Consider the following 23,736-nt stretch of genomic DNA (forward strand, 5'->3'; position numbering starts at 1 on the left):
GTTGACCGCCTGCTGCCAGGCGATGCCCACCCCCGCCGCCAGCGGCAGCAGGGCCAGCGCCAGCGCCTGCGGGTCACCGAGCCGGTCGCCCACCGCCAGCAGGACGGCGAGCACTGTGAGCACCGCGCCGATCAGCCGGTTCGGGGTGACCGGCTGCCGGCCGGCCGGGCCGATGCCGGCCCGGTCGACGAGCAGGCTGCTGCCGGACTGCCCGGCCACCACCGCGACGGTGAAGACCGCCACGCCGAGCGCGCCGATGGTCAGCCCCTGCGTCGCCACCAGGAACGCGCCGCACACCCCGCCCAGGCACTGCCACGGGCGCAGCGTGCCGGTGCGCAACGCGCCGCGCAGGGCGACCAGTCCCCGCCGGCCACCGGGGGTGGCGGGGACCAGCACCAGCAGGATCAGCAGACCCACGCCGAACGAGACCACCGCGGCGGCGATCCCGTCGGCCAGGCGTACGCCCAGCTCGCCGTTGATCCGGGACTGGACGGCGACCATCACGCCCGAGGCGGTGGCCAACCCGACACCGGCGACACGTCGCCCGGTCGACAGCGTCGGCGGTGCCGGTGGTGCCGCCGTCCCGGCTCTGCTCACTCCTGCTCGGCCAGTGGGCGTCCGTCGAAGTCGACAGCCGAGTAGAGGGCGAGCTTCTCCAGGCGGTGGTACGAGTCGATCACCCGGATCGTGCCGCTCTTGGAGCGCATCACGATCGACTGCGTGTACGCCCCGCCGGAGCGGTAGCGCACGCCGCGCAGCAGGTCGCCGGAGGTGACGCCGGTGGCCACGAAGAAGCAGTTGTCGCCGGTCACCAGGTCGTCGGTGAACAGCACCCGGTCCAGGTCGTGCCCGGCGTCCAGCGCCTTGCGGCGTTCGTCGTCGTCCTTCGGCCAGAGCTTGGCCTGCATCATGCCGCCCATGCACTTGAGCGCGCAGGCGGCGGTGATGCCCTCCGGGGTGCCACCGATGCCCATCAGCACGTCCACGTCCGACTCGCCGCGCGCCGCCGCGATGGCACCCGCGATGTCGCCGTCGGAGATGAACCGGATCCCGGCGCCGGTACGCCGGATCTGCTTGACCAGGTCGTCGTGGCGCGACCGGTCCAGCACGCACACGGTCACCTCGGCGGCGTCGGTGCCCTTGACCTCGGCGATCCGGTTGATGTTCTCGGCCACCCCGGCGTTGATGTCCACCACGTCGGCGTACATCGGGCCGACCGCCAGCTTCTCCATGTAGAAGACCGCGCTCGGGTCGAACATCGCCCCGCGCTCGGCCACCGCGAGCACCGCCAGCGCGTTCGGCATGCCCTTGCTCATCAGCGTGGTGCCGTCGATCGGGTCGACCGCCACGTCCACCTCGGGGCCGGTCCCGTCGCCGACCTCCTCGCCGTTGAACAGCATCGGGGCGTTGTCCTTCTCGCCCTCGCCGATCACCACGACGCCGCGCATCGGAATCGAGTTGATCAGCTTTCGCATGGCGTCGACCGCTGCGCCGTCGCCGCCTTCCTTGTCGCCCCGGCCGACCCAGCGGCCGGCGGCCATCGCCGCGGCCTCGGTGACCCGGACCAGATCGAGGGCGAGGTTGCGGTCGAGATCCTGGGGCGTCCGCGTACTGGTGGTTGTCATGGCGGCCTCCTCGCGACGTTGCGGGGTGGGACCGGCGGTCACCGCCGCCGGTTTTGTCGCTGATCCTCACACGATCTCAGGTTCGCCGTCCCGGCGGGGCGGAGGAGGCCAGGATCACGTCACCCGGTGGGCTGCGACAATGGCCGGGTGGAAGCCGCACAGCCTGCCGACCGCACACCGACCGACGCCACCCCGCCGGAGGGACAGCCGCCGGTCCGACCCGACGGCGGCCCGGCCCCGTCCGAGGGTCAGCCCGCGCTCGTCGCGGACCGGGGCGAGCCGGCCGCCGTGGCGGACACCCCCGCGCCGCCCGCCGGCAAGGAGAAGGGCCGGTCCGAGCGGTCGCCGAAGGACATGGCGCTGTCCCTGCTGATCCTGCTGGTCCCGATCGCGCTGCTGCTCGCCTTCTACCGGGGCTTCCTCGGCGGCGACTCGCCGGTCACCGTCGACCCGGCGCCCGCGCTGGAGCAGGCCCGCTCCGCGAACGCCTTCCCGGTCGCCGAGCCGACCGGGCTGGGCGACGACTGGCGTACGGTCAACGCCCGCTTCCGGACCGAGGCGGACGGCTCGACGCTGCGGATCGGGTACGTGACCCCGGAGGGCCGGGGCGCGCAGCTCGTGGAGAGCAACGTCCCGGCGGAGAAGCTGCTGCCGGCCGAGCTGACCGAGGGGCAGCCGCAGGGGGCGGCCGACCTGCCCGGCGGGCTGAGCTGGCAGCGCTACACCGCACGCGGCAACGAGCACGCGCTCGTCCTGCTGGAGCCGAACCGCACGGTGATCGTGGTGGGTGACGCGGGCGAGACGGAGCTGCGCAAGCTCGCCACGTCGCTGCGCTGACGTCCTCCCTCCGGGTGAGGCGGGATTGCGGAACCCCGCTTCCGGGAACAGAAGGGACATCGAGCCCGGACGACCCACCTGGAGAGGTTGACGTGAAGATACGACGCTTCAGCGCCACCGCGTTCGCCGCGGCGCTGCTCATTCCCGGCCTGGCGGCCTGCAACGGCAACGGGACGACGTCCGACGCCTCCGCGACCCCGAGCGCGTCCGGCAGCGTCGCACCGAGCGCCACGGCGTCCAGCAGCGCGGCCAAGCAGGCTCTGCTCGACTCCACGAACGCGATCCGCGAGGGGAACTTCAAGTTCTCCATGACCGGCGCGGGTTCCACCGCCGAAGGGCAGGTGCACGAGCCGAGCCAGAGCGCCGACATGCGGATGACCATCGGCGACCCGTCGTCGGACCTGATGATGAAGCTGGATCTGATCCACGCCAAGCCGGACAGCTGGGTCAAGCTGGAACTCGGCGGCACGGCGGCCTCGCAGATCCCCGGCGTGAAGAACCTCAACACCGGCAAGTACCACCACCTCGACCAGAACCGGATCAAGGGCAACCGGGCGCTGGGCTTCGACTTCGAGAAGCTCGACCCGGCCGGCAGCGCCGTGCTCACCCAGGGCATCACCGAGGTACGGCAGACCGGCGAGGGTGCGTACGAGGGCACCGTCGACGTGTCGAAGGCCGCCGAGGCGGGCTCGCTCGACCCGGCCGTGATCACCGCGCTCGGTGCGCAGGCCCAGTCGGTGCCGTTCACCGCCAAGGTCGACACGCAGGGCCGGCTCAGCGAGATGGTGCTCAAGATCCCGGCCGCCGGCCAGAGCGCCGCGCAGGACCTGAAGATCACCTACACCGACTACGGCAACGCGGCGCCGGCCCAGAAGCCCTCGGCCGACCAGGTCGTCGAGGCCCCCGCCGAGCTGTACAACCTGTTCAACTGACGTCCTCGGTGGGGTTCGGCGATCGCGCCGAACCCCACCGTCAGTCCTCGGCGCGCTGGCGGGCGGCGTCGATACGGGCGCGCGCGCCGTCCAGCCAGCGCTGGCACACCCCGGCGAGCTGCTCGCCGCGCTCCCAGAGGGCCAGCGACTCCTCCAGCGAGGTGCCGCCCGCCTCCAGCTTCTCCACCACCGAGGCCAGCTCGGCGCGGGCCTGCTCGTAGCTGAGCTGTTCGTCCTGCTTCGTCCCGGTCATCGTCTCTCTTCCCTCAGCCGTCGACGGTGGCGGTCAGCTCGCCCTCGGCGAGGCGTACCCGCAGTGGATCGCCCTTGGCCACCTCGGAGGCCGCGCGGACGACGTGGCCGTCGGCGCGCTGCACGATCGCGTAGCCGCGCTCCAGCGTGGCCGCCGGGGACAGCGCGCGCAGCCGGGCCAGCGTGTGCCGCAGGTCGTCGGTCGCGCCCCGCAGCCGGTGCTCCAGGGACCGGCCGGCGCGGTCGCGCAGCGCGGACACGTCCACGGCCCGCTGCTCGACCATCACCTGCGGCCGGGCCAGCACCGGACGGGACCGCAGCAGGTCGATCCGGTGCTGCTCCCGGTCGACCAGGTGACGAACGGCCCGTTCGAGCCGGGACCGGGCCTGGCCGATCAGCCGGACCTCCTCGGTCAGGTCCGGCACGATGCGCTTCGCCGCGTCGGTCGGGGTGGAGGCGCGGACGTCGGCCACGTAGTCGAGCAGCGGCGCGTCCGTCTCGTGGCCGATCGCGCTGACCACTGGCGTGCGGCAGGCGAACACCGCCCGGCACAGCGCCTCGTCGGAGAAGGGCAGCAGATCCTCGATGCCCCCGCCGCCGCGGGCGATGACGATCACGTCGACGGCCGGGTCGGCGTCGAGCACCTTCAGCGCGCCGACGATGTCCGGCACCGCGCTCGGCCCCTGCACCGCCACGTTGATCGCGCGGAAGTCGACAGCGGGCCAGCGGCGGCGGGCGTTGGTCAGCACGTCCCGCTCGGCCGCCGAGGCGCGGCCGGTGATCAGGCCGACCCGGCCCGGCAGGAACGGCAGCCGCCGCTTGCGGGACCGGTCGAACAGGCCCTCGGCGGCGAGCAGCTTCTTGAGCTTCTCCAGCCGGGCCAGCAGCTCACCGAGACCGACCTGACGGATCTCGTCGGCCCGCAGGCTCAGCGTGCCCCGCGCGGCGTAGAACTCGGGCTTGGCGTGCAGCACCACCCGGGCGCCCTCACGCAGCTCCGGCGCGCCCGCGTCCAGCACGTCCCGGTTGGTGGTGACGGTGAGGCTGAGGTCGGCCGACGGGTCGCGCAGCGTGAGGAAGACGGTGCTCGCTCCGGGACGGCGGCTGATCTGCGCCACCTGACCGTCGACCCAGACCCAGCCCAGGCGGGCGATCCAGGCGCCGACCTTCTGGCTGACCACCCGGACCGGCCACGGCTCCTCGGCCGTGCTCCGCCCGTCCGGTGCCCCCCGGCCGTCCTCTCCCGCGCTCACCCGCCCACCCTACGGCCCGGGACCGACAGCGCCCGCGTGCGCCTCGCGGCCGCTGCCGCGCGGGAGAGCGGCACGTACGATGGGCGGGTGACTGACGCTGAGACGACTCCCCGGACCGGCAAGCGCGTGCTCCTGGCCAACCCCCGCGGCTACTGCGCGGGCGTGGACCGGGCGGTGCAGACCGTCGAGGAGGCGCTGAAGCTCTACGGCGCGCCGATCTACGTGCGCAAGCAGATCGTGCACAACAAGCACGTGGTGCGCACGCTGGAGGCCCAGGGCGCGATCTTCGTGGAGGAGAACGAGGAGGTGCCGGAGGGCGCCACCGTGATCTTCTCCGCCCACGGCGTGGCCCCCGAGGTCTACGAGCAGGCCAAGCAGCGCTCACTGCGGGCGATCGACGCGACCTGCCCGCTGGTCACGAAGGTGCACCACGAGGCCCGCCGGTTCGCCGCGCAGGACTACGACATCCTGCTCATCGGCCACGAGGGGCACGAGGAGGTCATCGGCACCGCCGGTGAGGCGCCCGCCCACATCCAGCTCGTCGACGGCCCGGACGGCGTCGACAAGGTCACCGTGCGCGACCCGGAGAAGGTGGTCTGGCTGTCCCAGACCACGCTGTCGGTGGACGAGACGCTGGAGACCGTGGCCCGGCTCAAGAAGCGGCTGCCGCTGCTCCAGTCGCCGCCCAGCGACGACATCTGCTACGCGACCTCCAACCGCCAGCACGTGGTCAAGGAGATCGCCCCCGAGTGCGACGTGGTGATCGTGGTCGGCTCGCGCAACTCCTCGAACTCGGTCCGGCTGGTCGAGGTGGCGCTCGACGCCGGGGCCCGCGCCGGCTACCTGGTCGACTTCGCGCACGAGATCGAGGACGCCTGGCTGACCGGCGCCCGGACCGTGGGTGTGACCTCCGGCGCGAGCGTGCCGGACGAACTGGTCCAGCAGGTGCTCACGCACCTGGCCGAGCGCGGCTTCGGGGACGTCGAGGAGATCACCACCGCCGACGAGCGGCTGACGTTCTCGCTGCCGCAGGAGCTCAAGCGCGACATGAAGGCCGCCGCCGCGGCCCGCGGCTGACCGGGAACGGATCGGCCGCCCGCCGCGTCCAACCGAGCATGAAGACTCCTCGTACGGTGCTCGTCGCACTGCTCGCCGGTCTCGCGTTGACCGCCTGCGCCGCACCCGGCGACGGGTCCACCGATCCCAGCCCCAGCCCGAGTACGACGGGAGCCGCCCCCGTGACCAGCCAGCCCGACCCCGGCACCGGCCCGAGCCGTCCGAACCCCTCCTGGAAGGGCGGCCCGTCGACCCCGCCGGGTGTCGGCGGCACCGTCATCAGCGGCACCGTCCAGGCCGGCGTGGAGCCGAACTGCCTGCTGCTCGACGGCCACCTGCTCGTGGGCGGCCCGCGCGACGTGCTCAAGGCCGGCGCCCGGGTCGAGGTCACCGGCCACCCCGAACCGGGCATGATGACCACCTGCCAGCAGGGCACCCCGTTCGTGGTCGAGTCCGCCCGCCCCGCCTGACGACGACACGAAGGAGCCCCGCCCCCTGCGAGAGGGGACGGGGCTCCGTCGTGTCAGCGGATCAGTTGACCGCGAGGACCTCGACCGAACCACGGCCGACGACCGCGCCCTCGGTGGTGGTCACGGCCAGGTCGCCGTACAGTTCCCGGCCGGCGGCCGGGGTGGACAGGGCGGTCACCGCACCGGTGAGGGTGGCGGTGGCGCCGTTGGCCAGCGACAGCGGCGTGGACGGCGCGGAGAGCGTGCCCAGCTCCGGGGAGGCGAACGAGTCCCGGTAGTCGTACGCGGTGCTCGGGTCGCTCATCGAGTAACCGTCGACCACGACCCGGTAGGTGCCCGGCGTCGGGTTGGTCAGCGTGACCGCCTCCTCCGAGTCACCGTCGGCCGACTGGCCCACCTGGGTGGTGCCACGGAACACGGTCAGGTCCAGGTCGGCGCTCAGGTCGGACGGGTTGCCGATCCGGGCGGTGAACGAGGTGGCGCCCGCGGGCACCTCCACCACGTACTCCTGACTGGCGCCCTCGGTGATGCTCGGCCGCTCGGTCCGAACGCTGGCCAGCGGGCCGCCGACGCCGGTCACCTGGACCGGGCCGAACGTGTTGGTCAGGCTCCAGCTCACCGGGGCCGGGGTGCCCGCGGTGACCGACGGGAGCTGGACCACGGCCGGCTCCACCTTGACGCCCTGCACGCGGGCCTGGAGCCGGAACGGGTTGTCCAGCGCCGGCGAGGTGCGACGCGCCTCCACCTCGATCTCCCACACACCCGGCAGCGGGTTCTGGTAGTCCCGCTCCTGCGGCTTGCAGACCGCGGCGTCGGAGAAGTTGGTGTAGCAGGCGGTGCTGGCGGTGCTCTCGACCGGCACGCCGTACGGGTTGATGGCGATGAACCGGGTCTGCGAGCCGGTGGCGATGCCGGACAGGTTGACCTGGAGCGCGCCCGCACCCGGCGGCACCGTCACGAAGTACGACCGGAAGCCGTTGCGCTCGACCGAGCCGTCGGCCGAGAACGAGTACGCCGGAGCGGCGACCGGGTTCGAGGCGATCACGACGGTGGCGACCTCGAAGTCGACAACGGAGGTGGCCGGGTCGTCGACGGTCATGATGGCGCCGTGCGCGCCGGCCGTCATCGGCTTGGCCTTCACCTTGACCGTGACGGTCTTGTTCAGCGGCAGCCAGACCACCTTGGGGGCGCTGTAGGTGCCGTCGTTGCCGCGGAAGGCGACCTCGTGCTTGATGCCCTTGTTCGGGCCGCTGGTACGGGTCAGCTTCACCTCGTAGTGGCGGCTCTCCTTGACCTTCTGGCCACCACGGTCGGCGGCGCAGCGGTTGTAGAGGCCGGTGCCGACGTTCGGGTTCGGCACGAACGTGCCGGAGGCCCGGTCGTAGCGGGTCAGGTTCGGCGACAGCTCGGTGCAGACCGGCGCCTCGGAGGTGTAGGTGCGGGTCTGCACGCCCTTGGCGAGCAGGCTCCACGCGCCCGGCACGTTGAACATGCCGTAGCCCTGCGCGTACGTCGGGACGCCGGTGATCGGCTGGCCCGAGGTGTAGACGGCCCGGCGCAGCGCGGCCGGGGTGACGCCCTTGCCGGTCGCCTTGGCGGCCGACAGCAGCAGCGCGGCGGCGCCGGTGGCCTGCGGGGCGGCCATCGAGGTGCCGTTGAGCATCTGGTAGCCCGGGGGCAGCGGGTAGCCCGCCTCCGGCACCGGGTTGCCCGGCTGCCAGGTCGGCGCGGTGGAGATGGCCGAGCCGGGGGCGGTGATGTTCGGCTTGAAGCCGCCGTCCTCACGCGGGCCGCGCGAGGAGAAGTTGAACAGCGCGTTGTCCTTGCGGACCACCGAGCCGTAGTTGGCCAGCCAGGTGTCCTTGCTGATGCTCGCCGCGACGCTCACCACGTCGGTGGCGACCGACGGGTCGCCGACCGTGTTCACGCCCGGACCGGAGTTGCCGGCCGAGATGAACAGCTGCACGCCGTACGTGTTGATCAGGTCGTTGTAGAGGACCGCGCGGGCGTTCGAGCCGTCGTTCAGCGCGGGCAGGCCGCCGATCGACATGTTCACCACGTCGACCTTGCGGTTGATCACCAGGTCGGCCATGCCGGTGGTGAGCGCCGCCGCGGTGCAGCCGCCACCCCACGAGCAGGCGCGGGCGGAGACCAGCTTGGCACCGGGGGCGGCACCGTCGAAGGCGCTGTTGCCCAGCATGTCGTTGGCGGCGGTGATGCCGGCGACGTGCGTGCCGTGGGTGCTCTCGATGATGCCGATGTTGACGTAGTCGACCAGGCCGGGGCCGCCGACCGGGGCGGTGTCCACGTTGCGCCGGTACTCGACCACGAACGGGATCTGCTCGCGTACGGCGGTGGCCGGGTCGTCCGTGCCGAAGTGACCGACCTGGAACTTCTCCTTGTACGGCCGCATCACCTCGTCGTCGGTGAAGTCGTTGTTCTGGTTCGCGTCGACGCGCACGTCACCGGTGGTGGGGTTGTAGAGCACGCCCCAGAAGTCGGTGGTGTCGCCGTCGCGGTTGAGGTCACCCCGTGCGTCGCTGTTCGCGGTGATGTTCTCGCGGAAGACGTTGAACCGGTAGTTGCCGGCCGGTGCCGTCCAGGTGCCCAGCGAGGTGGTGAACGACGGGCCGCTGACCTCGGTCAGCATCGGCCGCCAGGAGGCGTCCTCCAGCGGGTCGGTGGCGGTGACCCAGTCGACGATCTTGCGCTCGCCGGTGGTGGTCGTCTGGAGCGCCGGCTGGTCGAGGTCCACACCGGAGTCCATGATGCCGATGGTGACGCCGCGGCCGTCCCACTGCGGGTTCGCGGCCTTGAAGGCCTCCGCGCCGGTCTCGTTGGTCGGCATGTACGGGTTCACCGCGCCGGTGTCACCGCCCGGCCCGGCCAGAGCCTGAGCCTGGGTGGCGGTCTTCGCGCCCTTCGGTGCCGCCTCGGGCGCCGGGTCGGGGAGCTTGATGGTCTCGTCCAGGTCGACGGCGGCGACACCGGGCAGCGTGGCGGCCTTGAGCGCCTTCGCGGTGGGGACCTTCGCCAGCACGTAGCCGATCTGGTCGTATCGCTGGCTGACGGTGGCGCCGAGGCCGGTCAGGCCGTCGACGACCTTCTTGGCCGAGCCCTTCTTCGCCGCGATGATCATCGTGACGGTCGGCGCGTTCTTCGCCTCGGCCTCGTCGAGCAGCTTGGCGTCGTGTGCGCCCAGTGCCTTCGCGGCGGCCGGCTGCGAGGGTTGGGTGGCGGGGGCGGCGCTCGCGGTACCGGCGCCACCTCCCACGGTCAGGGCACCGGCCGCGAGGACCGAGGCCAGAAGCGCGGCGGACGGACGCCGGCTGCGCGTGCGGGGTTTACTCAACGTTCTCTTCCTCCAGAGAACAGGGCCCTCGAAGGGGCAGGGCACGTGTGACGGTGATCCTGCGTGTCACGACGGCAGGTGTCACTACCCGGCCTGGGTTTGTGATCAGTCCGTGACAAGAATCGGTCTACGTCATCACGTGCGGCGTGTTAGGCGTCGACGTCCGTCGACCTCTCGGCCGATGTGGACGGCGCGCCCAGCAGCTCCGGCGCCTGCGGCTGCCTCGGCGCCAGCTCGACCTGCGCCGGCGCGGCCAGCTCGTCGTCGGAGACACCCAGCTCGGCCAGCTTGCGGGCGCTCACGAGCACCCGCGCCTCCAGTGAGCCCACCGCCCGGTTGTAGGCCGTGACCGCCCCGCTCAGCGAGCTGCCGAGCTTGCCGACGTGGTCGCCCAGTGTGGACAGCCGCCCGTACAGCTCGCGGGCCAGCGAGTGGACGGTGGCCGCGTTGCGCGCCAGCGCCTCCTGCCGCCACGAGTAGGCGACGGTACGCAGCAGCGCCACCAGCGTGGCCGGCGTGGCGAGCACCACGTTGCGGGCGAACGCGTGCTCCAGCAGGGACGGGTCGCGTTGCAGCGCCACGTCGAGGAACGGATCCGCCGGCACGAACAGCACCACGAACTCGGGGGTCTGGTCGAACGCCGACCAGTAGGACTTGGCGGCCAGGCCGTCCACGTGCGCACGCAGGTGCCGGGCGTGCGCGTCCAGGTGGGTGTCGCGCCCGCGCTCGTCGCGCGCCTCCATGGCGGTCAGGTACGCGTCGAACGGCGCCTTCGCGTCCACCACCACCGTCCGGCCGCCGTGCAGGCGTACCACCAGGTCGGGGCGTACCCCCTGGTGGTCGGTCGCGGCGGTGACCTGCTCGCTGAAGTCGCAGTGCTCCAGCATGCCGGCGGCCTCGACGATCCGGCGGAGCTGGTGCTCGCCCCAGCGGCCCCGCACCTGCGGCGCGCGCAGCGCGGCGACCAGCTGCTTGGTCTCGGTGCGCAGCTCGCCGGAGACGGCGCTCATCGACCGAACCTGCTCGCGCAGCTCGGCGTACGCGTCGACCCGGTCCCGCTCCAGCTCCGCCACCCGCTGCTCGTAGCGGCGCAGCGTGTCGTGCAGCGGCGCGACCGCGCGGGCCACCGCCTCCTGGGACTGCGCGGTGGCCTCGTAGCTGAGCGCCCGCATGGACTGCTCCAGCCGGCCCTCACCCGCCTGGGTGGCGGCCAGTGTCGCCTCCAGGCGGGCGATGTCCGCCGCGGCGCGCGCCCGGGCGGCCAGCCAGCCCACCGCACCGCCCGCGGCGAGACAGAGCACCACCACGGCCAGCGTCGCAAAGCTCATGGCCAAGAGCTTGCCAAACGGGTACGACTCGCGCCCGGTGGGTACGTTCGAGTCATGGAGTTCGCGTTGTGGCTGGTCCTGATCCTGCTGCTCGGAGGTGCGTTCGTGTTCTGGCGGTGGGGGAGCAGATCGCGTCGGGCCAACGAGCTGGCCGACGCCCGCGCCGAGGCACAGCGGTGGTACGAGCGGCTCGGCGGCCAGCTGATGAACCTGCACGGCGACGCCCCGGCGGTCCGGCAGGCGCTCGCCGACGCCGGTGAGCGGTACAACGCGGCCGGTTCGCAGCTGGAGCAGGCGACCACGCCGCGCCAGTTCGGGCTGGCCCGGGAGACCGCGCTGGAGGGGCTGGCGTACATCCGGGCGGCGCGGACCGCGATGGGCATCGACCCGGGTCCGGAGCTGCCGCCGCTCGCCGCCGCACAGGGCGCGGGCGCGCTCACCAAGGAGCGCCAGGTCGACGTGCAGGGGCAGACGTTCCGGGCGGGCCCGCAGCCGGGGAACGCCACGCCCTACTACTACCCGGGTGGGCGTTTCCAGGGGCGGCCGGTGCCGGCCGGCTGGTACTCCACGCCGTGGTGGAAGACCGCGCTCGGCGCGGGCGTCGGTGTGGTCGGCGGTCTCCTGATCGCGGACGCGCTGTTCTCGCCCGCGTTCGCCGACCCCGGGTACGACGCCGGCTACCAGGAGGGCTTCGGCGACGGCCAGGACTTCGGCGACCAGGGCGGCGACATGGGCGGGGACATGGGCGGCCAGGGCGACTACGCCGGTGGCGACTTCGGCGGCGGGGACTACGGCGGCTTCGGCGGCGGCGACTTCGGTGGTGACTTCGGCGGCGGCGACTGGTAGCCGGCCCCGGCGGGGCCCTCGCTCGTACGAGTGCCCCGCCCGGGGGAGATCAGCCGGTGTTGCGCATGCCGGCGGCGATGCCGTTGACGGTGGTCAGCAGCGCGCGCTCCAGCGCCGTACCGTCGTTCGGGGCCCGCCGCCCACCCGGCGCGGTCGCCACCGCCCGCCCGGCGGCGCCGGATTCGCGGTACTGCCGCAGCAACGCCACCTGCAGGTGGTGCAGCGGCTCCAGGTAGGTGTCCCGCACGGCGAGCGTGCGCTGGAGCACCGGCGAGTTGTCCAGCAGCGCCGGTGACGCGGTGACCGCCAGCACCTCCTGCTTGGTCAGCTCGTACTCCTGCTCGATCTTGTCGAAGATCGGGTGCAGCTTCTTCGGCACCAGCGTCTCCACGTACCGCCGGGCGATGGTCAGGTCGGTCTTGGTCAGCATCATCTCGACGTTCGACAGGAACGTGCGGAAGAAGTGCCAGTTCCGGTTCATCTCGGCGAGCACGTCGGCCAGCCCGGCCGCCCGCGCGGCAGCCAGCCCGGAGCCCACACCGAACCAGCCCGGCACGATCTGCCGGGTCTGCGTCCAGCCGAACACCCAGGGGATGGCCCGCAGGCCGGACAGCCCGGCGCCGGTGTTCGGGCGCTTCGCCGGCCGGGAGCCGATGTTGAGCGCGCCGAGCAGCTCGGTCGGGGTGGAGGCCCAGAAGTACGCGGGCAGGTCCGGGTCCTCGACCAGCGACCGGTACGACCGGAACGCCGACTCCGAGACCACGTCCATCGCCGCGTCCCAGCGCTCCAGCATCTCGGCCGGCTGCCGGGGCGCGGTGTGCAGCAGCGTCGCCTGGAGCACCGCCGCCACCGTCAGTTCCAGGTTCTCCCGGGCCAGCGCCGGCAGCGTGTACTTGTCGGAGATGACCTCGCCCTGCTCGGTCACCTTGATCGCGCCGTCCAGCGTGCCGTACGGCTGGGCCAGGATCGCGTCGTGCGTGGGGCCGCCACCCCGGCCGACGGTGCCGCCCCGGCCGTGGAACAACCGCAGGTGCACGCCGTGCCGCGCGGCCACGTCCCGCAGCGCGCGCTGCGCCCGGTGGATGGACCACTGGCTGGTGGTGATGCCCGCCTCCTTGTTGGAGTCGGAGTAGCCGAGCATCACCTCCTGCACGTCGCCCCGGGCCGCGACGAGCGCCCGGTACGCGGGCAGCGACAGCAGCTCGTCCAGCAGCTCGCCACCGGCGTTCAGCTCGGCCGGGGTCTCCAGCAGCGGCACGATGCCGATGCGGGCGCGCCCGGAGTGCACGTCCACCAGGCCGGCCTCGCGGGCCAGCACCACGGCGGCCAGCACGTCGTCCACGCCGAGCGTCATCGAGATGATGTACGACTCGATGACCTCGGGGCCGAACCGGTCCTGCGCCTCGCGGATGGCCGCGAACACGTCGAACGTCTTGCGGGCCGACTCGGTGAGCGGGCTGTCCTGGGTGGAGAGCGGCCGTCGGCCGGTCAGCTCGTCGGCGAGCAGCTTGGTGCGTTCCAGCCGGGACAGCGCCGGGTAGTCGGAGACCTCACCGACCGCCTCGTAGAGCTGGGCCAGCACCTCGTGGTGCTTCTCCGCGTGCTCCCGGATGTCCATGGTGGCCAGGTGCAGGCCGAACGCGGACACCGTACGGATGGCCGAGGCGAGCCGGCCCACGGCGGTGAGCTGGCCGGAGTTGCGGGCCAGCGACGCGCGCAGCAGCTCCAGGTCGGCGATCAGCTCGGTCGAGCCCCGGTAGTCCCGCCCGGGCACGTGCGGGGTGCCGGTGCGCAGCCGCTCCCGGGTGTTGGCGAGCTTCGCCTTCACGCACCGCGCCTTGAGCCGGTACGGCTCCTCCGCGTTGACCCGGCGGAACCGGGGCGCCACCTCGGGCAGCGCGTCCAGGTCCTTGGCGAGGCTGGCGGACAGGTCGAGCGACACCGCGCGCAGCCGCCGGGACACGCTGACCTCGGTGATCAGCTCGTCCATCGCCTTCTCGGTGGCGGCGATGCCGTGCTCGTGCTGGATGCGCAGCACCTCGCGGGTGACCACCGGCGTGACGAACGGGTTGCCGTCGCGGTCGCCGCCGATCCAGGTGCCGAAGCTCAGCGGGCGGGACGTCGGCGACGTCTCCACGCCGAGCGTGCGCAGCGTGTCGGCGAGGTCGTCGAGGACCTGCGGCGCGGCCTCGGCGTACAGGTCCCGCAGGTAGTAGATGGCGTTGCGCGCCTCGTCGGTCGGGTCCGGCCGGTCCAGCCGCAGCTCGTCGGTCTGCCACATGAGATCGAGCAGTTCGGCCAGGCGGCGGTTCGCCGGGCCCTCGTCGCTGGCGCCGTAGAGGATCGCGTTGGCGGTCTCGGTGTCCAGCTCGTCGGCCACCGCGCGCAGCTTGGACAGGATGGACCGGCGGGCCGCCTCGGTGGGGTGGGCGGTGAAGACCGGGCGTACGGCCAGCCGCCGGGCCGCGGCGGCGATCTCCTCGGCCGGTACGCCCCGTTCGGCGATCATCTTGGCCGCCTGGTCCAGCCAGCCGCCGTGGGTGGCGCGGCGGCGGCGCAGGTCCCGGGCGCGGTGCACCTGCTCGGTGATGTTCGCCAGGTGGAAGTAGGTGGAGAAGGCGCGGGCCAGCTTCGTGCCGGTGGTGACGTCGAGCCCGGCGAGGCGCTGGGCGGCGGCCGGCACGTCGGAGCGGACCTGGGCGCGGATCTCCTCGACCAGGTCGAGCAGCGGGCGGCCCTCCTGCCGGGCCAGGGTCTGCCCGAGCAGCGTGCCGAGGCGGCGGATGTCGGCCCGGAGAGCGGCGTCGGGGCCGTCGTGGTCGTGCTGGTCGGTCACGGTTGCGCTCCTTACGCGAGGACGAAGGACAGCGCTGTCCGACTCCTCTGGATGGTATCCGCGTGGGCCCGGGGGACAGGAGGGGGACACCGTGATGATCTGCACTCTGGGACGGTTTGCCGGTCAGCCCTGATCGGCGCCGTGCCGCCCCGGTGCGGGTCGCCGGCGGGCGCGGAACATGGTCGCGGTGAGCAGACCGGCCAGGCCGGCGACCACCCAGACCAGCAGCCCGGTCAGCGCCCAGCCACCACCGCGCCAGTCGAAGTAGATCGCCGACTTGAACAGGTCGGTGGCCAGGCCGGGCACGTTCCAGCGGTGCATCCCGCGCAGGAACGGCGGCAGGAACTCGGGCGCGTAGATGCCGCCGGAGCCGGGGTTGCCGAGCACCACGAGCAGCAGGATCACGATGCCGGTGCCGAGCAGCCCGAGCCAGCCCTGCACGGCGGCAGCCACCATCCCGGCCGCGAACGCGGCGAGCGCCCCGACCACCGCTACCGTCGCCACGCGGTCTTCGAACACGCCGAGGACCGGTCCGACCAGGATCGCCCCGATGACGCCGAGCAGGATCGCGTGCACCGCGAGCGTGGCGATCCGCAGCCCGGCCCGGCGCAGGTCGCGCGGGCTCGTGCCGAGCGAGATGCCGAGCGCCGTGGACGCCAGGTAGCCGCCGAGCACCACGCCGACGGCCAGGTAGAACGGGACCAGGCCGCGCGGGTCGTCGGCGGAGACCGGCACGTCGTCGGTGACCTCCAGCGGCACCCCGGCCTGCCGGGCCGCCTCGGTGAACACGTCGGTGACGAGTTCGGTGGCGGCGGGCGCGCCGGCGCTGGCGGTGGCGAGCGTCAGGCCGCCGTCCGGGGCGGAGCTGAGCACCGCGTACACCGACCGGTCGGTGAGGCCGTCCTGGGCGGCGCCGCGGCTGTCGTACCCGATCGGTTTGATCGTGTCGGTGCGGGCGCGGACGGCGGACGTCACGGCCTGCGCCTGCTGGTCGCTCGTGACGACGGCGACCGGCACGTCGCGCGGGTCGGGCTTGTGCAGCGCGCCGACGTAGGCGGCGATGAACGCGCTGGCCAGCGCCAGGGTGCCGAGGATCAGCGCCGCAGTGCGGGGCAGCCAGTCCCGGGTACGCAGCTCCGGCTCGTCGTCCACGGCCACAGCCTATTGCGGGCATATGCCCGTCTCGTGCGGTTTCGTCGGGCGAAAACCGCTGGTCCCGGCCGATAGCGTCGGCTCATGCAGGTGCCTGTCTATCCCGCCAAACCGCAGCCGGGCGACCGCGTCGCGGTCGTCTCACCCTCCGCCGGCCTGCCGGGTCTCTTCCCCCACGTGTACGAGCTGGGGCTGCGCCGGCTCCGCGAAGAGCTGGGTCTGGAACCGGTGGAGTATCCGACCACCCGGGTCATGGGCGCCGACCCGCGCGACCGGGCACGTGACCTGACCGCCGCGTTCGCCGACCCGATGATCACCGCCGTGCTGGCCACGGTCGGCGGGGACGACCTGATCACCGTCACGCCGTACCTGGACGACGACGTGCTGCGGGCCAACCCGAAGCCGTACTTCGGCTACTCGGACAACACCAACGTGCTCAACCACCTGTACCGGCTGGGTGTCGTCGGCTACCACGGCGGGTCGGTGCTGGTGCACCTCGGGCGCTCCGGCAAGCCGCACCCGCTCACGCTCGACTCGCTGCGCGCCGCGCTGTTCACCACCGGCTGGTACGAGCTGACCGCCGCCCCCGAGTGGGGTGACGAGCCGTGCGACTGGCGTGACCCGGCCACGCTCGCCGAGGAGCCGCCGATGTACCCGTCCGAGGGCTGGCGCTGGCACGGCCCGGCCCGGGTGGTGCGGGGCCGGACGTGGGGCGGCAACCTGGAGATCCTGCACTGGCTGATGGCGGCCGACCGCGTTCCGCGCGCGGCCGAGCTGGCCGGGTCGGTGCTGGTGCTGGAGACGTCGGAGGAGTTGCCGTCCGCGCAGGAGGTCTTCCGGATCGTGCGCAACATGGGCGAGCGGGGTCTGCTCGCCGCCGTCCCGGCGATCGTGGTCGGCCGCCCCAAGGCGTGGGACTTCGACCGGCCGCACTCGGTCGCGGAGCGGCTGGCCTGGGCCGCCGACCAGCGGGCGGCGATCCTGCGGGCGATCGCCCCCTACGCCGACGACCCGGTGGTGGTCTTCGACGTCGACCTGGGCCACACCGACCCGCAGCTGATCATCCCGTACGGCGGCGAGATCCGGGTGGACGCCGTGGAGCGCCGGATCGCGGTGCGCTACTGACCCCGCACGGGTTCGCCGCCAGTCCGGCGAGGTGGTGGCACCATGGGGACCGTGATGCCGCCACCTCGGCGAAGTGGTGTGGATCTTGCTGCGTCAGGCGTCCACGACGGCGAAGGCGCGGACCGGGAACGTGCCCATGCCGGCCACCCGCGGCGGGGCGGCGGTGAACCGGAAGCCGGTCGGGGGCAGCGCGTCCAGGCCGGTCAGGTGCTCCACGATCGGGATGCCGGCGGCCAGCAGACCGGTGTGCGCCGGGCGCTGACCCGCTGCCGCCGCCGTCATGTCGTCGATGTTGATCGAGTCGATGCCGACCAGCGCCGCGCCCGCCTCGGCCAGCCACTGCGCGCCGTCACCGGTCAGGTAGGGCGCCTCCGCAGCGGCGTACGCGTCGGTGCCGAAGTGCGCGTCCCAGCCGGTGTGCAGCAGCACCGCACACCCGGCCACGTCGTACGGGGCGAGCAGCAGCTTGTCCACCGCGCGGGTACCGGCCGGCACACGTACCACCAGGCCGGGCAGGTCGGCGAGGCGGTCCAGCGGCACCCCGGTCAGGTCCGGGCCGTCGGCGAAGCGGTGCGACGGCGTGTCCACGTACGTGCCGGTGTTTGCGACCATGTCGATCCGCGCGACGTGGAACTCGACACCCGGCGCGTACCGCTCCCGGGACGCCTCCCGGGTCAGCCAGTCGCTGATCGCCGGGCCGGGCCAGCCGGGCAGCGTGACCAGGCCGTCGGTGATCACGTGACTCAGTTCGACGAGCTTCCGCCCGCCGCCGGTCGGGGCGGCCACCCCTCGCCCGCCCTTGTGCGGCTCCTCGACGACGGTCCGGTTGGTGATCCGTACCTCGCCGACCATGAGCAGCCCCAGGTGCCGGACCAGCAGCGCGGCCACCTCGTCGTCGGTGACGTCCGGGTGCGGCACGTCCAGCCGGAACCCGTCGGTGCGCAGACCACCACCGTTTGCGAAATCCACCTCGGCGTCGAAGACTGCCCGATATTCGACCATCCACCCACCGCACCACGTGCCGTGGCGCAGCGTCAAGATCCGCAAGCTGGGCGGGCCCGGATTGTCGGGACAGGGGGATAGGCTCGAACGGTGCACCCCCCGTCCGGCTGGACGCGGGGTCGTCGTCGTGTGTCGATCCGCTGGAAGTGATCACTGATGCTCACCGGACTCTTCTCCGCCGCCCTGGCCGACCCGGGGCTGGCCCGGGCGCGTGACCTGGCGCGCTCCGGTGCCGCGCAGGTCGACGGGCTCGACCTGACCGCCCCGGCCGCGCTCCGCCCGTTCGCGGTGGCAGCGGTCGCCGCCGACGAGCCGGCCGGCGGCGCGGGCCGCCCCGTGCTCGCGGTCACCGCCACCACCCGGGAGGCCGACGACCTGGCCTCCGCGCTGGGCAGCCTGCTGCCGCCGGAGCAGGTGGCGGTCTTCCCCTCCTGGGAGACGCTGCCGCACGAGCGCCTGTCGCCCCGTTCCGACACGGTCGGGCGGCGCCTCGCCGTGCTGCGCCGGCTCGCCCACCCGGACGCCGCCGACGCGCACGGCCGCACCGGGCCGCTGCGGGTCGTCGTCGCGCCGGTCCGCTCGCTGCTCCAGCCGCAGCTCAAGGGCCTCGGCGACCTGGAGCCGGTGCAACTCGCCGCCGGGGACGAGGCCGACCTGGAGGAGGTCGCCCGCCGGCTCACCGACATGGCGTACGCCCGGGTCGACCTGGTCACCAAGCGCGGCGAGTTCGCCGTACGCGGCGGCATCCTGGACGTCTTCCCGCCCACCGACGAGCACCCGTCCCGGGTCGAGTTCTGGGGCGACGAGGTGGAGGAGATCCGCACCTTCGCGGTCGCCGACCAGCGCACCATCGAGGGCGTCGCGCAGCTCTGGGCGCCACCGTGCCGGGAGCTGCTGCTGACCCCGGCGGTGCGGGAGCGGGCCGCCGCGCTCGCCGCCGAGCACCCCGAGCTGGCCGAGATCCTGGACAAGCTGGCCGAGGGCATCCCGGTCGAGGGCATGGAGTCCCTCGCCCCCGCGCTGATCGGCGCCGACGCGCTGGAACTGCTCGTCGACTGCATGCCGGCCGGCACCCACATCCTCCTCTGCGACCCCGAGCGCATCCGCACCCGCGCGCACGACCTGGTCCGTACCTCGGAGGAGTTCCTCCAGGCCAGCTGGGCCGCGGCCGCCGTCGGCGGCCAGGCCCCGGTCGACCTCGGCGCCGCCGCCTTCAAGACCCTGGCCGAGGTACGCACGGCGGCCCGCGCCCTGCGCCAGCCCTGGTGGACGCTCGCGCCGTTCGGCCTGGTCGAGGCGGACGCAGCACCGGCCCGGCAGCCCTGGGAGGACGAGCCGGCCGCTGTCGACGTCACCCCCGACGACGCCATCGCGGTGAGCCTCGCCGCCCAGCCGGCCCCGCTCTACCACGGCGAGACCGCCCGGGTGGTCGACGACCTCAAGCGCTGGGCCGGCGAGGGCTGGTCGATCGCGCTCGTGTTCGAGGGGCACGGTCCCGCCCAGCGGGCCGTCGAGGTGCTGCGCGACGCCGGTCTCGGCGCCCGGCTCACCGAGGAGGTGCCCACCGCGCCCGCACCCGGCGAGCTGCTCGTGTCCTGCGGCTGCCTGACCGCCGGGTTCGTCGACGAGGCGTCGAAGTTCGTGCTGCTCACCGGCAACGACGTCACCGGCGGCCGGGGCACCTCCACCCGCGACATGCGCAAGATGCCCAGCCGGCGGCGCAACACCATCGACCCGCTGGAGCTCAAGGCCGGCGACTTCGTGGTGCACGAGCAGCACGGCATCGGCCGGTACGTCGAGCTGGTGCAGCGCACCGTCAACGGCGCCAGCCGCGAATACCTGGTCATCGAGTACGCGCCGAGCAAGCGCGGCCAGCCCGGCGACCGCCTGTTCGTCCCCACCGACCAGCTCGACCAGCTCTCCCGCTACGTCGGCGGTGAGCAGCCCACGCTGCACAAGATGGGCGGCTCGGACTGGCAGAAGTCCAAGGCCCGGGCCCGCAAGGCGGTCCGCGAGATCGCCGCGCAGCTCATCCAGCTCTACGCCGCGCGCAAGGCGTCCAAGGGGCACAACTTCGGCCCCGACACCCCGTGGCAGCGGGAGCTGGAGGACGCGTTCCCCTGGCAGGAGACACCCGACCAGATGGCCGCCATCGAGGAGGTCAAGCGGGACATGGAGCAGACCGTCCCGATGGACCGGCTGATCTGCGGCGACGTCGGCTACGGCAAGACCGAGATCGCGGTACGGGCGGCGTTCAAGGCGGTGCAGGACGGCAAGCAGGTGGCCGTGCTGGTGCCCACCACGCTGCTGGTGCAGCAGCACTACAACACGTTCGCCGAGCGGATGAGCCAGTTCCCGGTGTCGATCCGGCAGCTGTCCCGGTTCCAGACGCCGAAGGAGACCGAGCAGACGCTGGAGATGGTCGCCGCCGGCACCGTCGACATCGTCATCGGCACCCACCGGCTGCTCCAGGCGTCCACCCGGTTCAAGCAGCTGGGCCTCGTGATCATCGACGAGGAGCAGCGGTTCGGCGTCGAGCACAAGGAGCACCTGAAGACGCTGCGCGCCTCGGTCGACGTGCTCGCCATGTCGGCCACCCCGATCCCGCGCACGCTGGAGATGGCGATCACCGGCATCCGGGAGATGTCCACCATCGCCACCCCGCCGGAGGAGCGGCACCCGGTGCTCACGTTCGTCGGGGCGTACGACGACCGGCAGGTGGCCGCGTCCATCCACCGTGAGCTGCTGCGCGACGGTCAGGTCTTCTACCTGCACAACCGGGTCGAGTCGATCGAGAAGACGGCCCGCAAGCTCCGGGAGCTGGTGCCGGAGGCCCGCGTCGCGGTGGCGCACGGACAGATGGGCGAGGAAGCGCTGGAGAAGGTGATGGTCGGCTTCTGGGAGAAGGAGTTCGACGTCCTCGTCTGCACCACGATCGTCGAGTCCGGCATCGACATCCCGAACGCCAACACGCTCATCGTGGAGCGGGCCGACCTGCTCGGCCTGGCCCAGCTGCACCAGATCCGCGGCCGGGTCGGCCGGGGCCGGGAGCGGGCGTACGCGTACTTCCTCTACCCGCCGGAGAAGCCGCTCACCGAGAACGCGCACGAGCGGCTGGCCACCATCGCCCAGCACACCGAACTCGGCGCCGGCATGTACGTGGCGATGAAGGACCTGGAGATCCGCGGCGCCGGCAACCTGCTCGGCGGCGAGCAGTCCGGCCACATCGAGGGCGTCGGCTTCGACCTGTACGTCCGGATGGTCGGCGAGGCGGTCTCCGCCTTCAAGGGCGAGAGCACGGAGGAGGAGGCCGAGGTCAAGGTCGATCTGCCGATCGACGCGCACCTGCCGCACGACTACGTCGCGGTGGAGCGGCTGCGTCTGGAGATGTACCGCAAGCTCGCCGAGGCCCGCGACTCCGAACGCCTGCGCGAGGTGGTGGCCGAGATGACCGACCGGTACGGCGAGCCGCCCGCCCCGGTGCAGAACCTGGTCGCGGTGGCCCGGTTCCGGCTGCTGGCCCGCCGCTACGGGCTCACCGACGTGTCGATGCAGGGCAAGCACATCCGGTTCGGCCCGCTGCCGCTGCCCGACTCGAAGCAGATGCGGCTCAAGCGGTACCACCCGGACTCGGTCTACAAGCCGGCGCTCGACCAGGTCAGCGTGCCCCGGCCGAGCACCCGGCGGATCGGTGGCGAGCCGTTGCGCGACCAGGCGCTGTTGGAGTGGTGCGGGCAGCTCCTGGCCGACGTCCTGGGCAAGCCCGAGGAGCTGGCCGGTGTTGCCAGCCCCGCAGTGGCGAGCGGACGATGACACAGCAAGCCCGAGGAACTGGCCCGTCCGGTCCCGGCGGGTGCGCGATGAGGTGGGCGGAGTCACAGGTCCGTACTCGCCGTGAGAGAGTGACCCTCATGCGTGCTCGCCGTTCCCTCGTCGCCGTCAGCGTCGCGGCCCTCGCCGCGCTCTCTCTCGCCGCCTGTGGCCGCTCCGCCCCGGACGTCGCCGCGTACGTCGGCGACAGCCGGTACTCCGTCGACCGGGTCGACGCGATCTACGAGGACGCGCAGCGGCAGTACGCGGACGCCGTCCGTAGCCAGTCCCCGCAGACGCCGTCGCCGGCGGAGCTGCGGTCCTCGGTGACCCGGCAGGACGTGCTGAACCTGCTGGTCGCGATCGACCTGGGCAAGCGCGTGGCGGCCGACAAGGGCCTCCAGGTCACCGACCAGATCTCCCCGGAGCAGATCCAGCAGGCGCTCCGCATGCCGGCGACCACCGAGTACACGAAGCTGTGGGGCGAGTGGGTCGACCTCTCCGGCACGCTCCAGCAGAGCCTGCCCCCGGCCGACCTCAGCGACGAGTCCCTGATGGCCGTCTACCACGCCCTGGAGAAGACCGGGGCGATCCAGCCGGGCCTGAGCGTCGACCAGGTGCGGCAGGCGTTCGGCGAGGCCGGGTTCGTCCGCACCGCCACCGCGCTCAGCAGCGCGCTGCAGGAGCAGGCCGAGAAGTCGGACGTCCGCGTCAACCCCCGGTTCGGCGTGACGGGCGTGCCGTCGCTGGTCAACACCGGCCAGTCGTTCGTCTTCTACTCCCTGCCGTACGTCGACCAGGACGGCCCGGTCACCGACATCTCGACGCCGGAGGCGCCGGCCTCGGACTCCCCGGCTCCCGGAGCCGTATGACCGCCCGGATCGTCCTGCTCGTCACCTCACCCCGGCTGCCCGCCGGCCTGCTGACCTCGGCCGCCTGGGACGCCGTACGCTCCGCGCCGGTCCTCGCCGGTGCGGAGAGCGAGCTGACCCGCGCGGTCCGGACAGCCGGCGCCGACGTCAGCGTGGTGACCGAGGGTGCGACCCAGGCGCTGCTCGACGCCGCCGCCGCGCGGGGCGGCGCGGTGTGGCTGGCCGGCCCGGCCGGCGACGAGACGCTGGCCCGTGAGCTGGGGCTACGGCTGGCGCGCGAGCCCGGCCTGGCCGAACTGGAGCTGATGTACGGCTCGTGGGATCCGCCCGGCGCCCGGCTGCTCGACGCGGTCGAGGTGATGGACCGGCTGGCCTCCCCGGGCGGCGATCCGTGGAAGCGGGCGCAGACCCACCGCACCCTGGCCGGGTTCCTGCTGGAGGAGTGCTACGAGGCGTACGACGCGATCAGCGCCGACGACACCGACGCGCTCCGCGAGGAACTGGGCGACGTGCTGCTCCAGGTGCTGCTGCACGCCCGGCTGGCGGAGAACCTGCCGGAGGGCAAGAGCTGGACCGTCGACGACGTCGCGGGCACGCTGGTCGACAAGATGGTGCGGCGCAACCCGCACGTGTTCTCCGGCGAGCCGGCCGGCTCGATCGAGGAGATCGAGGCGAACTGGGAACGCATCAAGCGGGCCGAGAAGACGCGCGAATCGGTGCTGGACGGCATCGCGCTGAGCCAGCCCGCGCTCTCCCTGGCCGCGAAGATCCTGGACCGGGCCGGCCGGGTCGGCCTCGCCGTACCGCCCCCGCTGGCCGAGTCGCAGGTGGACCCGGAGGCCCGGCTCGGCGCGAGCCTGCTCGCCACCGTCGCCGCCGCCCGTCAGGCCGGCATCGACCCCGAGGCCGCGTTGCGGCGGGCCACCTTGGCGTACGCCGAAGCGGTCCGAGCCGCCGAACGCACCACCCCGAACCACCCCACCTGACC

Annotated in this window: 18 protein-coding genes; 9 read left to right on the forward strand and 9 right to left on the reverse strand. The window is 72.9% G+C overall.

Features of this window, described 5'->3' with window-relative positions:
* Nucleotides 1-555, reverse strand: a 555-nt coding sequence (locus EAD96_RS15415) for a DMT family transporter (protein ID WP_199733184.1), incomplete at its 3' end; no start/stop codon positions are given.
* 38 nt (nt 556-593) lie between these two features.
* Nucleotides 594-1,625 carry a class II fructose-bisphosphatase gene (glpX, locus tag EAD96_RS15420; protein ID WP_121684789.1) on the reverse strand — a complete coding sequence of 344 codons (1,032 nt, stop codon included), beginning with the start codon at nt 1,623-1,625 and terminating at the stop codon, nt 594-596.
* Nucleotides 1,626-1,772: 147 nt separating this feature from the next.
* Here glpX and EAD96_RS15425 point away from each other — a divergent pair, with 147 nt between their 5' ends.
* Entirely contained in the window at nt 1,773-2,462 is a 690-nt protein-coding gene (locus EAD96_RS15425; protein ID WP_199733182.1) for a DUF4245 domain-containing protein, read from the forward strand.
* A 92-nt stretch (nt 2,463-2,554) separates the two neighbouring features.
* Nucleotides 2,555-3,394, forward strand: a complete 840-nt coding sequence (locus EAD96_RS15430; protein WP_120571617.1) for a hypothetical protein — start codon at nt 2,555-2,557, stop codon at nt 3,392-3,394.
* Nucleotides 3,395-3,434: 40 nt separating this feature from the next.
* On the opposite strand, the gene EAD96_RS15435 is transcribed toward EAD96_RS15430, so the two are convergent.
* Together EAD96_RS15435 and xseA are read right to left on the reverse strand one after the other, a co-directional pair.
* The gene (locus EAD96_RS15435; RefSeq protein WP_120571616.1) at nt 3,435-3,647 is read right to left on the reverse strand and encodes an exodeoxyribonuclease VII small subunit; all 213 of its coding nucleotides are present in this window, start codon (nt 3,645-3,647) and stop codon (nt 3,435-3,437) included.
* Nucleotides 3,648-3,660: 13 nt separating this feature from the next.
* Nucleotides 3,661-4,899, reverse strand: coding sequence for an exodeoxyribonuclease VII large subunit (gene xseA, locus EAD96_RS15440; RefSeq protein WP_121684782.1), 1,239 nt, complete (start codon nt 4,897-4,899; stop codon nt 3,661-3,663).
* Nucleotides 4,900-4,986: 87 nt separating this feature from the next.
* Here xseA and EAD96_RS15445 point away from each other — a divergent pair, with 87 nt between their 5' ends.
* A complete protein-coding gene (locus EAD96_RS15445) occupies nt 4,987-5,976 on the forward strand; it encodes a 4-hydroxy-3-methylbut-2-enyl diphosphate reductase (protein ID WP_199733183.1) in 990 nt (329 codons plus the stop codon).
* Nucleotides 5,977-6,014: 38 nt separating this feature from the next.
* A complete protein-coding gene (locus EAD96_RS15450) occupies nt 6,015-6,425 on the forward strand; it encodes a hypothetical protein (protein WP_121684784.1) in 411 nt (136 codons plus the stop codon).
* Between the two features lie 61 nt (nt 6,426-6,486).
* On the opposite strand, the gene EAD96_RS15455 is transcribed toward EAD96_RS15450, so the two are convergent.
* Both EAD96_RS15455 and EAD96_RS15460 read right to left on the reverse strand, forming a co-directional pair.
* Complete coding sequence (locus EAD96_RS15455; protein ID WP_121684785.1) at nt 6,487-9,777, reverse strand: S8 family serine peptidase; 3,291 nt, start codon at nt 9,775-9,777, stop codon at nt 6,487-6,489.
* 149 nt (nt 9,778-9,926) lie between these two features.
* Nucleotides 9,927-11,105 carry a DNA recombination protein RmuC gene (locus EAD96_RS15460; RefSeq protein ID WP_121684786.1) on the reverse strand — a complete coding sequence of 393 codons (1,179 nt, stop codon included), beginning with the start codon at nt 11,103-11,105 and terminating at the stop codon, nt 9,927-9,929.
* Between the two features lie 54 nt (nt 11,106-11,159).
* Between EAD96_RS15460 and EAD96_RS15465 the strand changes: the two genes are divergently transcribed.
* The gene (locus tag EAD96_RS15465; RefSeq protein ID WP_120571610.1) at nt 11,160-11,951 is read left to right on the forward strand and encodes a hypothetical protein; all 792 of its coding nucleotides are present in this window, start codon (nt 11,160-11,162) and stop codon (nt 11,949-11,951) included.
* 49 nt (nt 11,952-12,000) lie between these two features.
* Here the strand turns inward: EAD96_RS15465 and ppc are convergent, their stop codons facing one another.
* Both ppc and EAD96_RS15475 read right to left on the reverse strand, forming a co-directional pair.
* Nucleotides 12,001-14,787 carry a phosphoenolpyruvate carboxylase gene (gene ppc, locus EAD96_RS15470; RefSeq protein ID WP_120571609.1) on the reverse strand — a complete coding sequence of 929 codons (2,787 nt, stop codon included), beginning with the start codon at nt 14,785-14,787 and terminating at the stop codon, nt 12,001-12,003.
* Nucleotides 14,788-14,910: 123 nt separating this feature from the next.
* Nucleotides 14,911-15,939 carry a hypothetical protein gene (locus EAD96_RS15475; RefSeq protein ID WP_121684790.1) on the reverse strand — a complete coding sequence of 343 codons (1,029 nt, stop codon included), beginning with the start codon at nt 15,937-15,939 and terminating at the stop codon, nt 14,911-14,913.
* Between the two features lie 84 nt (nt 15,940-16,023).
* Between EAD96_RS15475 and EAD96_RS15480 the strand changes: the two genes are divergently transcribed.
* The gene (locus EAD96_RS15480) at nt 16,024-17,064 is read left to right on the forward strand and encodes a S66 peptidase family protein (RefSeq protein ID WP_121684787.1); all 1,041 of its coding nucleotides are present in this window, start codon (nt 16,024-16,026) and stop codon (nt 17,062-17,064) included.
* 93 nt (nt 17,065-17,157) lie between these two features.
* Here EAD96_RS15480 and EAD96_RS15485 read toward each other — a convergent pair whose 3' ends face one another.
* Nucleotides 17,158-18,066, reverse strand: coding sequence for a cyclase family protein (locus EAD96_RS15485; protein WP_120571607.1), 909 nt, complete (start codon nt 18,064-18,066; stop codon nt 17,158-17,160).
* A 156-nt stretch (nt 18,067-18,222) separates the two neighbouring features.
* Here EAD96_RS15485 and mfd point away from each other — a divergent pair, with 156 nt between their 5' ends.
* The 3 genes from mfd (at nt 18,223) to EAD96_RS15500 (ending at nt 23,734) form a co-directional block, all read left to right on the forward strand.
* Complete coding sequence (gene mfd / locus EAD96_RS15490; RefSeq protein ID WP_121684788.1) at nt 18,223-21,879, forward strand: transcription-repair coupling factor; 3,657 nt, start codon at nt 18,223-18,225, stop codon at nt 21,877-21,879.
* Between the two features lie 98 nt (nt 21,880-21,977).
* The gene (locus tag EAD96_RS15495; RefSeq protein WP_120571605.1) at nt 21,978-22,748 is read left to right on the forward strand and encodes a hypothetical protein; all 771 of its coding nucleotides are present in this window, start codon (nt 21,978-21,980) and stop codon (nt 22,746-22,748) included.
* On the forward strand, nt 22,745-23,734 hold the full coding sequence (locus EAD96_RS15500) for a nucleoside triphosphate pyrophosphohydrolase (RefSeq protein ID WP_120571604.1): 990 nt from the start codon (nt 22,745-22,747) through the stop codon (nt 23,732-23,734). Before EAD96_RS15495 ends, EAD96_RS15500 begins: the two co-directional genes overlap by 4 nt.
* Nucleotides 23,735-23,736 lie beyond the last annotated feature (2 nt).

The organism is Micromonospora sp. BL1, from assembly GCF_003667485.1.
GTDB classification, from domain to species: Bacteria; Actinomycetota; Actinomycetes; order Mycobacteriales; family Micromonosporaceae; genus Micromonospora; species Micromonospora tulbaghiae.

What these genes read in the sequence shown, in the direction of transcription:
- EAD96_RS15450 (WP_121684784.1), top strand. Translation starts at nt 6,015, where the DNA reads ATGAAGACTCCTCGTACGGTGCTCGTCGCACTGCTCGCCGGTCTCGCG.
- EAD96_RS15485 (WP_120571607.1), bottom strand. Translation starts at nt 18,066, where the DNA reads ATGGTCGAATATCGGGCAGTCTTCGACGCCGAGGTGGATTTCGCAAAC.
- EAD96_RS15460 (WP_121684786.1), bottom strand. Translation starts at nt 11,105, where the DNA reads ATGAGCTTTGCGACGCTGGCCGTGGTGGTGCTCTGTCTCGCCGCGGGC.
- glpX (WP_121684789.1), bottom strand. Translation starts at nt 1,625, where the DNA reads ATGACAACCACCAGTACGCGGACGCCCCAGGATCTCGACCGCAACCTC.
- EAD96_RS15500 (WP_120571604.1), top strand. Translation starts at nt 22,745, where the DNA reads ATGACCGCCCGGATCGTCCTGCTCGTCACCTCACCCCGGCTGCCCGCC.
- EAD96_RS15435 (WP_120571616.1), bottom strand. Translation starts at nt 3,647, where the DNA reads ATGACCGGGACGAAGCAGGACGAACAGCTCAGCTACGAGCAGGCCCGC.
- EAD96_RS15465 (WP_120571610.1), top strand. Translation starts at nt 11,160, where the DNA reads ATGGAGTTCGCGTTGTGGCTGGTCCTGATCCTGCTGCTCGGAGGTGCG.
- EAD96_RS15495 (WP_120571605.1), top strand. Translation starts at nt 21,978, where the DNA reads ATGCGTGCTCGCCGTTCCCTCGTCGCCGTCAGCGTCGCGGCCCTCGCC.
- mfd (WP_121684788.1), top strand. Translation starts at nt 18,223, where the DNA reads ATGCTCACCGGACTCTTCTCCGCCGCCCTGGCCGACCCGGGGCTGGCC.
- EAD96_RS15480 (WP_121684787.1), top strand. Translation starts at nt 16,024, where the DNA reads ATGCAGGTGCCTGTCTATCCCGCCAAACCGCAGCCGGGCGACCGCGTC.